9 protein-coding genes are annotated in these 10,476 nt (G+C 61.8%); 7 read left to right on the forward strand and 2 right to left on the reverse strand.

The genetic code is table 11. The features are described 5' to 3' along the window. Positions 1 to 170 precede the first annotated feature (170 nt). The 7 genes from ET524_RS11435 to ET524_RS11465 all read left to right on the forward strand — a co-directional run bounded on the left by ET524_RS11435 (position 171) and on the right by ET524_RS11465 (position 6,982). Positions 171 to 1,148 carry a ribose-phosphate diphosphokinase gene (locus ET524_RS11435; protein WP_236648281.1) on the forward strand — a complete coding sequence of 326 codons (978 nt, stop codon included), beginning with the start codon at positions 171 to 173 and terminating at the stop codon, positions 1,146 to 1,148. 11 nt (positions 1,149 to 1,159) lie between these two features. After that, positions 1,160 to 1,717 carry an aminoacyl-tRNA hydrolase gene (gene pth / locus ET524_RS11440; protein WP_129424618.1) on the forward strand — a complete coding sequence of 186 codons (558 nt, stop codon included), beginning with the start codon at positions 1,160 to 1,162 and terminating at the stop codon, positions 1,715 to 1,717. An 84-nt stretch (positions 1,718 to 1,801) separates the two neighbouring features. Beyond that, positions 1,802 to 3,175 carry a DHA2 family efflux MFS transporter permease subunit gene (locus tag ET524_RS11445; protein WP_129424620.1) on the forward strand — a complete coding sequence of 458 codons (1,374 nt, stop codon included), beginning with the start codon at positions 1,802 to 1,804 and terminating at the stop codon, positions 3,173 to 3,175. 393 nt (positions 3,176 to 3,568) lie between these two features. Next, entirely contained in the window at positions 3,569 to 4,414 is an 846-nt protein-coding gene (locus tag ET524_RS11450) for a transporter substrate-binding domain-containing protein (protein ID WP_129424622.1), read from the forward strand. A gap of 183 nt (positions 4,415 to 4,597) precedes the next feature. Next, positions 4,598 to 5,251 (forward strand): amino acid ABC transporter permease, encoded by a 654-nt coding sequence (locus ET524_RS11455; protein WP_129424624.1) that lies wholly within the window; start codon positions 4,598 to 4,600, stop codon positions 5,249 to 5,251. 239 nt (positions 5,252 to 5,490) lie between these two features. Further along, entirely contained in the window at positions 5,491 to 6,255 is a 765-nt protein-coding gene (locus ET524_RS11460) for an amino acid ABC transporter ATP-binding protein (protein ID WP_129424626.1), read from the forward strand. A gap of 1 nt (position 6,256) precedes the next feature. Continuing rightward, positions 6,257 to 6,982: a histidine phosphatase family protein gene (locus ET524_RS11465; protein ID WP_201738726.1), complete on the forward strand. Its 726-nt coding sequence runs from the start codon at positions 6,257 to 6,259 to the stop codon at positions 6,980 to 6,982. Between the two features lie 171 nt (positions 6,983 to 7,153). Here the strand turns inward: ET524_RS11465 and ET524_RS11470 are convergent, their stop codons facing one another. Next, positions 7,154 to 9,253, reverse strand: a complete 2,100-nt coding sequence (locus ET524_RS11470; protein WP_129424630.1) for a DUF4012 domain-containing protein — start codon at positions 9,251 to 9,253, stop codon at positions 7,154 to 7,156. A 236-nt stretch (positions 9,254 to 9,489) separates the two neighbouring features. Then, the coding region (locus tag ET524_RS11475) for a helicase-related protein (protein WP_269089561.1) at positions 9,490 to 10,476 on the reverse strand (987 nt) is incomplete at its 5' end.

Genomic DNA, 10,476 nt, shown 5'->3' on the forward strand with positions numbered 1-10,476 from the left:
CGGCAGTTTCGCCCTTTGCTTTGAACGCCCCTTCCGAACGCTCGGGAGGGGCGTTTTCGTATGGCGTGAAGTCCTCGTAGAAGGATGGCTTGCTATCTGGCCTTTTCCCACGCGCGCAAGTAGAATAGGCAACAACTGACAATTGCGAAGCGATGCGAAGGAGCACGCGCATGACTGCGGAAATGGAAAAGCGTAAGAGGATGGCAGTGTTTTCGGGTTCTTCCAACCTGGAACTTGCGGACAAGATTGCGCAGGAGCTGGGGATTTCTCTGGGCAACGTGAAGCTGGAGAAGTTCGCGAACGGCGAGATTTACGCTCGCTACCTGGAAAGCGTCCGCGGCGCCGATGTGTTCATCGTGCAGTCCGTGTGCTCAAGCCCGAACGGCTTCGACGTGAACGACAACCTCATGGAGCTGCTCATCATGATCGACGCCGCAAAGCGCGCCTCCGCGCACAGCGTCAGCGCCGTCATCACGCATTACGGCTACGCGCGCCAGGACCGCAAGGCCGCGCCGCGCGAGCCCATCACCGCGAAGCTTGTGGCCGACCTGCTGACCGCCGCCGGTGCCGACAACCTCATCGCCATCGACCTGCATCAGGACGCCATCCAGGGCTTCTTCGACAAGCCGGTGAACCACATGACGGCCATGCCCATCTTCGTGGACTACTTCAAGCAGATGGGCTTCAAGCCCGAGGAGCTGTGCGTCGTGTCCCCCGACGTGGGCCGCGCGAAGGCTGCGAAGAAGTTCTCCACGCTGCTTGATTGCGACATCGCCATCATGCATAAGGATCGCCCGAAGCACAACCAGGCCGAGATTACCGCGCTGATCGGCGACGTGAAGGACAAGACCTGCATCCTGAACGACGACATGATCGACACGGCCGGCAGCCTGGTCGCCGCCGCTACCACGCTGAAGGCCAAGGGCGCGAAGAAGATTTATGCTTGCGCCACGCACGGCCTGTTCAGCGGCCCGGCTTACGAGCGCCTGGAGAATTCCTGCATCGAAGAGGTTGTGGTCACCGACGCCGTGCCCGTGCCGCTTGAGCGCCAGACCGGCAAGATCAAGGTGGTCACGCTGGCTCCGCTGTTCGCGCAAACCATCAAGAACGTGTACAACAACGGTTCCGTGGCTTCGCTGTTCGAATAGGGTGCGGCTGCATGTTTTTGATCGTTGGCCTGGGGAATCCGGGCGAGGAATATGAGCACACGCGGCATAACGCCGGTTTTGACTCGCTTGACTTGGTGGCCGAGGAAGTGGGCGCGCGCTATTGGAAAACCGAGTGCGGCGCGCTTACCGCTAAAGGCGTCTGGCGCGACAACGACGTGGTGCTGGCGAAGCCGCAAAGCTACATGAACACGTCGGGCGGGCCGGTGAAGCAGCTGATGAACGCATACGGCGTGAAGCCTGACCACTTGATCGTCATCCACGACGAGCTTGACATCGACCCGGGCACCATCCGCGTGAAGTTCGGCGGCGGGCACGCGGGTCACAACGGCCTGCGCAGCATCTGCGACAAGCTGGGCACGCGCGATTGGTTCCGCGTGCGCTGCGGCATCGGCCGCCCGCCGGGACGCATGCCGGTGGTGGACTGGGTGCTTGGCCGGCCGAAGAAAGAGCAGGCCGACGACTTCTCCCAGGCAACGCACCTGGCCAGCCAGGCCGCCCTTTCACTCATAACGGACGGTTTGGACAAGACGCAGCAGCGCTTTAACTAGTACAATGGATGCAGGCTGCATCGCATCGGGGACGCCTTTGGGCGTCTCCGTTTTATGTGCGGGGGTACAGAAAGCGGAGCGGATATGTCCTTATCTGAGAAGGGGCGCACGTATGCGCTGTTCACCATTGTTGTGCTGGCCTGCGCGTTGGGGTCGCTTACGCAAACGGTGATGAATTCCATGTTGGGCGGCGTGAGCGCGGATTTCGGCGTCGATGCCAGCGTGGGGCAGTGGCTTACCACCATTTACATGCTTGCGCTGGGCATCACTGTTCCCGCCGTCACGTTCTTGTCGCAAAAGCTGTCTGTGCGCAACGTCGTGTATTTGGCGCTGTGCTTGCTTTTGGCCGGCGGTATCGTCGATGTGCTGGCGCCATCGTTTCCCGTGCTGGTGGCGGGGCGCGTGCTGCAAGCGGTTGGCGCGGGTGTCACGCTTCCCGTGGTGCAGTCCATTGCCATGACGCGCTTCCCTGCGGGGCAAAACGGCACGGCCATGGGCATTGCGGGCATTGCCATGGGCTTTGCGCCGAACATCGGCCCGCTTATCGGCGGCGTGCTGGTGGATTCGTATGGATGGCGAAGCTTCTTCGTGCTGTTCGATGTGGTGGTGGTTGTGCTGATCCTTGCCACAACGGCCCTGGTCAAGCGCGAGGATGCGCCGTGTCGGGACGCGCGTTTCGAGGTGGTTTCGTTTCTGTACTCGACGCTGGGCTTCGGCGGGCTGCTGCTGGCGTTCTCGAATGCGGCAAGCATGGACATCGCTTCCGCGCTGGTGTGGGCGCCCGCGCTTGTGGGCGTTGCGTGCTTGGTGCTGTTCGTGGTGCGCCAGAAGCGCATCGAGCACCCGCTTATCACCATGCAGATTTTCCAGTTCCCGCATTTCCGCATCAGCTTCATTGCGCAGAATTGCCTGTTCGCGTCGTTTATGGGCATCACGTTGATCGTTCCTTTGTATGTGCAGGGGCTTTTGGGTTTGAGTGCCGTTGAGGCGGGGCTCGTGTTCGTGCCCGCCACCATTTTGGCCGTGGTGGTCAATCCGCTTGCGGGTATCCTGTCCGACAAAATCGGCGCGCGCCCGGTTGTGCTGGTGGCATCTACGCTGCTGACGGTGGGGGCCGTTTCCATGGCGTTCACGGACGAAAGCACGCCTTTGTGGTTGCTGACCCTCATGCAGACGGTGCGCGGCATGGGCGTGAGCGCGCTGATCGGCCCGCTGAATTCGTGGGGCATGGGCGGTCTTCCGGGCCAGATCATGATGGACGCCAGCGCGTTTTTCGCGGCGGTGCGCCAGGCGTGCGCGTCGCTTGGCACGGCGGTCATGGTGCTTGCGATCACGGCGCTTTCCGCTGCGGCAGCAACAGGGGCCGTTGGTGCGCAGGTGGCTTATCAGGCGGCGTTCGGCATTTCCGCGGCCCTTGCGGCCTGCGTCTTCGTGGTGGCGGTGACGAAGGTGCGTTAGCGCGCGGCGTGCGTTAACGGGACGTGCAAGTCTGCGGGCCTTGAAATTGACGTTGACGAAGGCCGTGCTTGGGAAGGGCGCGGCCTTTTCGTATGCCTGTTGTGAGTGGCGACGACGCGTGCGGTAACTGGTGTGCGGTCAGCACGTCTGATGGGGGGTGTGCTCGATTCGTTGATGTCTAACGTTTGTGGTTGGCGCGCGCATGGCGCGGAAGGCACGCGGCCCTTGCTGTCGCGTGCAGCGCTTGTGCCGTTCGCGGTCGTTTTCGTCACGATGGTTGCCATGTGCTGCCCGTCTGGTATACTGCACTTCAGCACTCTACTGTAGTAAAGTGAAAGAAACGGGAACGCGCCAGGCGAATCGGCGATGAGCGGGCGCAGAAGGGAAGGCACCATGAAGAAGAAGCTTCTTGGCCTGGTGGCATGCGCCGCCACGCTGGCGCTGTCCGGCGCGCTGCTTGCGGGCTGCGCTGGCTCGGGCAGCAATGACGAGGCTGCTGACAACAACGCCGCATCCACCGACAAGACCACGCTGACCGTGGGCTTCGATCAAAGCTACCCGCCGTACGGCTTCGTGGGCGACGACGGCAAGTACACCGGTTTCGACCTTGACCTGGCCCAGGCCGTGTGCGACAAGAACGGCTGGAGCTTCGAGGCCACGCCGATCGACTGGGATGCCAAAGACGCGCTGCTGTCGCAAGGCAACATCAACTGCATCTGGAACGGCTTCACCATGGAAGGCCGCGAGGATGGGTACACGTTCTCCGACCCGTACATGCTCAACGAGCAGGTGGTGGTTGTGAAGGCCGGCAGCGACATCAGCGATTTCGCGGGCCTGTCCGGCAAGACGGTCATGACGCAGGTTGACTCTGCGGCGCTTGACGTGCTTGAGGGCGACCAGGCTGAGGTTGCCGCCACGTTCAAGGGCGGCGCGGCCCAGACCATCGGCGATTACAACAACGCGTTCATGCAGCTTGATTCCGGCATGATCGACGCCGTTGCGTGCGACCTGTCCATCGCGCAGTACCAGATTTCCGCGAACCCGGGCAAGTACGTGCAGCTGGAAACCCCGCTGTCTACCGAGCACTACGCCGTGGGCTTCAAGAAGGGCAACACCGAGCTGGCCAACCAGGTCACCGAAACGCTGAAGCAGCTTGACGCCGACGGTACCGTGAAGAAGCTGTGCGAGAAGTACGCCAGCTACGGCATCAGCTACGACAACTGGGTGCTGGGCAAGTAAACGGTTTTCCCTGTTCGCAGGGGTAGAAACGGTATTCAACGCTGCGCAGGTCGGGGGTGTGCTTCCGACCTGCGCAGCGGTTTGCATGCGTGTGGGGCACCGTGAACTAAAGTTGCTTCGACGCAAAGAATGCGCAACGGCCGTCGCCTGAGAAGGCGGCGGCTTTCGTGCGAAAGGAGATTCATGGAATTTGGAACCATGATGGGGCTGCTGCTTTCGGGCTTGCAGTTTACGGCCATCATCTTCGTGGTTACGCTCGTAGGCGCGCTGCCGCTTGGCGTGCTGGTGGCGCTTGGCCGCATGAGCAAGTTCAAGCCGCTGTCGCTGTTGGTGCAGTTCTACATTTCGGTCATGCGCGGCACGCCGCTGATGCTGCAGCTGATGATGTGGATGTTCGGCCCGTACTACATTTTCGGCATCTCCATGGGGCCGGATTGGAAGTACGGCGCGTGCTGCATCGGCTTCATCCTGAACTATGCCGCGTACTTCGGCGAGATTTACCGCAGCGGCATCCAGTCCATCCCGCGCGGGCAATACGAGGCCGCCGAGGTGCTGGGGTACTCGCGCACGCAAACGTTCATGAAGATCATCCTGCCGCAGGTGTTTAAGCGCATCCTTCCCGCCATGGGCAACGAGATCATCACGCTGGTGAAGGACACGTCGTTGGCGTTCGTGCTGGGCATCATGGAGATGTTCACGCAGGCGAAGGCCATCGCCGCAGCTCAGACAAGCATGATGCCGTACGTTATCGCCGCGCTCATCTACTGGGTGTTCAACTTCGTGGTGGTGATGGTGCTTAACCGCATCGAGAAGAAGATGGATTACTATCATGACTAGGTGATTCCGTTTTGCCTACGGCAAAACGGAACTGCTCGATGCTGTGGCCGCTTCTGGCACGCCGTCTTGTCTTTCAACTTCACGGGCATGGCCCAAAGGCCAATGCCCGCTCGTTTCAAGGCAATACGACGCACCAGAAGCGCCCTCGCTGACTTTGGTGCTACCTGCGGCGTTTTGACTTTGTGTTGCGGGGTTTTCGCATTCTCGTTTCGTTGTTCCTGCTGATTGGACTATTTATCATGACTAACCCTCTTGTTTCGCTTTCGCATGGTCGTAAGAGTTTCGGCCAGACTGAGGTGCTGAAGGACATCTCGCTGTCTGTTGAGAAGGGGCAGGTTGTTGCCATCATCGGGCCTTCTGGCGGCGGCAAGTCGACGCTGTTGCGTTGCATGACGCTGCTTGAAACGCTTGACGGCGGCAGCTTGTCGTATGGCGACCTTTCAGTGGCAACTGATTCCGGGTCGGGCGCCGTGTATGGCGGCAAGGCCGTGCTTGCGCAGGCGAAAACCCGCTTCGGCCTGGTGTTCCAGAACTTCAACCTGTTCCCGCACTATACGGTGCTGAAAAACGTCATCGATGCGCCGCTTTCGGTGCAGAAGCGCCCGAAGGACGAGGTCTTGGCCCAAGCGCGCGAGCTTCTGGCGAAGATGGGGCTCGCCGGGAAAGAAGATATGGTGCCGTGCGAGCTTTCCGGCGGCCAGCAGCAGCGCGTTGCCATTGCCCGCGCGCTGGCGCTCAACCCCGACGTGCTGTTCTTCGACGAGCCTACCAGCGCGCTTGACCCCGAGCTGACGAAGGGCGTGCTGAAGGTTATCCGCGACTTGGCCGACGAGCACATGACCATGGTCATCGTGACGCACGAGATGTCGTTCGCGCGCGACGTGGCCGACCACATCATCTTCATGGATGGCGGCTACATCGTTGAGGAAGGCCCTGCCGAGCAGGTCATCAACAATCCGCAGCATGACCGCACGAAGGCGTTTTTGGCCAACTACGGGGATTAGCATGGACGTAACGTTTTACATCACGCGGCACGGGCAAACCGTGTACAACGTGGCCAGCCGCGTGCAGGGCTGGTGCGACTCGCAGCTTACCGACGAGGGCATTCGCGTGGCGCGCAAGCTGGGCGAGGGTTTTGCGAACGTCGGGTTTGCGCAGGCGTATTGCAGCGATGCCGGCCGTGCCGTGCAGACGCTCAACACCGTGCTGGCGGCGCGTTCGAAGGCGAACCCTGCGGCGCAGCTGCCGCACATCCACGTGCCCGATCCGCGGCTGCGCGAGTGGTGCTACGGCAACTTGGAAGCGGGCCCGGGCGAGGAATTGCACGCGGCCCTGGCGCGCGGCTTTGGCGAGGATTTGCCGTTCGACGAGCTGAACCGCCGGCTGCCGCAGGTAGCGGGCGTGCTGGCCGACCAGGACACCACGGGCCGCGCCGAGCGTTTCGACCAGGTGCGCGAGCGCCTGACCAGCTTCTTCAACGATGCGGGGCAGCAGGCGCTTGCTGCTGGCGGCGGCAACGTGCTGGTGGTGACGCACTCGTTCGTGGTGCGCAGCGTCATGTATCTGCTGGATTCTTCGCGCGTGAACGACCCGCTGAAAATCAAGAACGCCAGCGTCACGCAGGTAACTTACGACGGCGAAACGTTCACGTTGGGCGAAACGGCTTCCACACGCTGGCTGGGCGAAGAGCCCGAAGAAGCCAACGCCATCCCGTTCGGCTTCAAGATGTAGCGCCGACGCGCGGTTAGTGTAAGGCTGCGTCAAGGAGTCGAAGGTGAGAAGCCGCATTTCGCATCGCATGCACTGCAAGACTGTTGCAGGCGCCGTTTCGCTTCCGCAAACATAAAGAAGGCTCGCATCGGAATATCCGGTGCGAGCCTTCGTGTTTTAGCTTGCGAGCGCCTAGCTCTCGTGGTATTTCGTGAGCGTGGGCGTGGTAACAAGCTGCAGGTCGCCTTGCACGTCGGCGGGCAGCGTTACGGTGTACGTGAACGTTGCCGTGGTGCCGACGGGCAGCGGATTGTTCGGTTTCGCTACCATACCGCCGTCGACATCGCATGTGTACGTGACATCAATGCCCTGGTACGTGGCCTTCCCCAGCGTTGCGCCGTTCGATGCGACCACGTCGGAGATGCTGCCGCCAACAGGCGCATAGAAGTACAAGAATGGGTTCATATTGCCGCGGTTCGAGTCTTCGGACATGATGTAGTCGCCGCCGGCAAGCGCCTCCTGTTCAGTGAGGAAGTTCGTGAGCGTGGTGGTGACGTGGTACGTGCGCGAGCCGTCAGAGCCGGCAACCGGGCCGCTGACCTGCGTGTCCATGCCAAGCCACCAGCCAAGCTTGCTGCCCAGCCAGTAGTTGATGAACACGCCGAGCGTCGGCTGCTTCTGCGTGGCGGCCGTCATGGATCCCGAGTAGCCCATATCCTCGATGTTCTGCTGCTCGGTGGGGTTTGCAAGCCAGATCATGACGCGGCGGTCGTCGAGTCCGCCCATCATGACGTTGACAAGCTTCATGAGCGATGTCGCATTCATGTTGTCAAGCGCGGCGTCAAATGCATATCCAGCTGCTTCGGAGAACAGCGCGTCGACGATGTCGTTGCCATCGGCCATATTCGCGCCGCTGGAAAGGTATTTCCAGTACAGGTCGTGTTGCAGCACCTCAGTGGCATTCGCGCCGTCAATGTAGGTGCCGTCGGACAGCGTGAAGCTTTCGCCTGTTGCGGCAAGCAGGTCCTGCACCATGGTGGGCGTGATAGAGATGACGCCGTCAACGGCCTGGCCGGATTTCTCTTGATAGGCGGTGGCCCAAATGCTGGCAACGCGCGGATAGTCGGGGTTGAAGCCGTTATCCCATGAATACTGCGTGTACCACGGGTAGAACAGGGTGTTTTCCTCGTCGGTGATATTGCACTGCGCTGGCGTGTCTTCGACCATCATGTCGTAGACTTTCGTGAAGTCTCCCAGCTCGATCTGGCCGTTGTCGATGGATAGCGTGCCCATGGAGCCGGGGAAGCCGCCCGATGCGCGAATCTCGGCGCTGTTCTGCGCGGCAAGCAAGTACGTGCGGTTGCCGTCGGCACCAAGCAGCGCGCCGATGATGGGCGCGAACGTGTTCGCCTGCTGGAACGTGGAGTTGATGTTTGCGAGCTTGTCTTTTGCGGGGTTGAGCATCTTCTCAAGCTGCTCGATATGCATGGAGGGCAGCGCATTGAGCTCGTCGGCGCAACGCTGCATGGTCGGCGCGCAGCTTTGGATGGAGCCGAGCAGCGTGGAGATAGCTGCGATGTTCAGCGAGCCGTCTTGGCCGATGCATTCCGAGGGAGGCGTTTGCACCAGGCTTTGCGTCAGTGGCACGATGGCGTTGTCAGAGGCGTCGGTGAGCACGTCTGCGATGGTCTGGGCACTTTTCACGTCTTCGCCGATGACCGGAATCACGCCGGCAACGTTCCATAGGGGCGATGAAAGGGCCTCGTCGAGCGTTTTCGCAGACGCTTGCAACTTGGTTGCGCTTTGGGCGGCGCCGGCGAAGTCCTGACCGGTGATGGCGGTTTGGACTTCGTTGACGGTTGAAAGGATGCCGGAAGCCTGCGCCTTCATGTCCTTCGCCGACAGCGCAAGAGCCGCACCATAGCCGCCAACGCCCACGATAAGGCACACGATGACGACGATGGCAACGATGAGCCCGGTACGCTTCTTCTTGCGCTTCTTCTTCACGCGGATCATGCCGTCGTGGTTGTGGTTGCTCGGCGGCAGGGGTTGGAAGTTGTAGTCCCTGTTTCCGTAGGCGTTGCTGTAACCGCCTTGCGGCGCGCCGAAATTGCCGCCGTAGGGCTGCTGACCGAATTGCTGCGTCGGTTGCTGCGGCTGGTGGGGCCGCTGCTGATGCGGCTGCCCATACGGTTGGTTTTGCTGCGGTCGCGGCGCCCCCGCGCGTGACTGGCCGGGTTGCTGGCCGAAGCCGGGCTGGTTAGGCCGCGAGTGTTTTCCTTGGTTCTGCATTGCACTCCTGACTCGTTTGTGCGTACGGAGTAAAAGTCTAGCACGTTGGACGCAAGGTTCCAGGGGCTTGAAAATGAAGCCATAAGGTTGATTGAACTGCGCGGATAAACGAAGGAATGCATGTAACGTCCGCCGGTGCTGTAGCGTTTTGAGCACGGCGAAACGGCGGCTTGGGACATGAAAAAGCCCGGAAGGCGGTGCCTTCCGGGCTGGTAAGTCAGCGTGCCTTCGACGCGCTACTTCGTGAAGCGGCTGTAGTCGTAGCCGCCTTCGCCGCCGCGCTTTTTCTTGTTAGCGGGCTTGTTCTGCTTGTAGGAGCCGGCCTGTGCCTTGCGCTCCTTCTTGTGCAGGCGCGACTGGGCGTTCTTCGCGTTGCGGCGCGCGCGGTATTCCTCGTCGGAAAGCCACTCGCGGTTGTTGTCGCGGCCGCCGCGGAAGTCGCGGTTGCCGCCCTTGCCGCGCCCGTTGCCGCCGCGGTTGTCGCGGTCATAGCGTCCGCCGCGATCGTTGCGCGAGCCGCGGCCCGGACGGTCGTCGCGACCCGGGCGCCCGCCGCGGAAGTCGCGGTCGTCGCGCTCATAGCGGGGCTTGCGGGCATCGCGGCGCTCGTCGGTGTTCGGACGGCGGCCTTCGCGCTCGGCACGCTCGGCGCGCTTCTCGCCCTGACGGCGTGCGCCGGCCGGCTTGCCGCCGCCGCGACGCGTGCCGCCCTTGCGCTCGCCGCGCTTGGGCTTCTCCAGGATGGACGGGTCGGTCTCGTAGCTTTCGATGGTGGTGAACGGGATGTCCTTGCCGATAAGCTTCTCGATCTCGCGCAGCGTCTTCACCGTTTCGCGCGTGACGAACGAGATGGCGAAGCCCTCTTCGCCGGCGCGGCCCGTGCGGCCGATGCGGTGCACGTAGTCCTCAGCCATGTCGGGCAGGTCGAAGTTGATGACGTAGTTCACGTCGGGCACGTCGATGCCGCGGGCCAGCACGTCGGTGGCAACAAGGATGTCGGTCTTGCCGCGGCGGAAGTTCTCCAGCGCGCGACGGCGGCGGCCCTGGGTTTTGTCGGAGTGGATGGACTCGGCGTGGAAGCCGTCGGCCTCAAGCGCCTCGGCGCATTCCTCGGTGCGGTTCTTCGTGCGGGCGAACACGATGACGCGCTCGTGGCCCTTCTCGTTGAGCACGGCCTCAAGCAGCTCCTGCTTCTTGCGGTTGGCGATGGGCATGATGTATTG

This window comes from Senegalimassilia faecalis (genome assembly GCF_004135645.1).
Taxonomy (GTDB): domain Bacteria; phylum Actinomycetota; class Coriobacteriia; order Coriobacteriales; family Eggerthellaceae; genus Senegalimassilia; species Senegalimassilia faecalis.

Bases quoted from the DNA above. Each gene is read 5' to 3' on its own strand.
- ET524_RS11435 (WP_236648281.1), top strand. From the start codon at position 171: ATGACTGCGGAAATGGAAAAGCGTAAGAGGATGGCAGTGTTTTCGGGT.
- pth (WP_129424618.1), top strand. From the start codon at position 1,160: ATGTTTTTGATCGTTGGCCTGGGGAATCCGGGCGAGGAATATGAGCAC.
- ET524_RS11445 (WP_129424620.1), top strand. From the start codon at position 1,802: ATGTCCTTATCTGAGAAGGGGCGCACGTATGCGCTGTTCACCATTGTT.
- ET524_RS11450 (WP_129424622.1), top strand. From the start codon at position 3,569: ATGAAGAAGAAGCTTCTTGGCCTGGTGGCATGCGCCGCCACGCTGGCG.
- ET524_RS11455 (WP_129424624.1), top strand. From the start codon at position 4,598: ATGGAATTTGGAACCATGATGGGGCTGCTGCTTTCGGGCTTGCAGTTT.
- ET524_RS11460 (WP_129424626.1), top strand. From the start codon at position 5,491: ATGACTAACCCTCTTGTTTCGCTTTCGCATGGTCGTAAGAGTTTCGGC.
- ET524_RS11465 (WP_201738726.1), top strand. From the start codon at position 6,257: ATGGACGTAACGTTTTACATCACGCGGCACGGGCAAACCGTGTACAAC.
- ET524_RS11470 (WP_129424630.1), bottom strand. From the start codon at position 9,253: ATGCAGAACCAAGGAAAACACTCGCGGCCTAACCAGCCCGGCTTCGGC.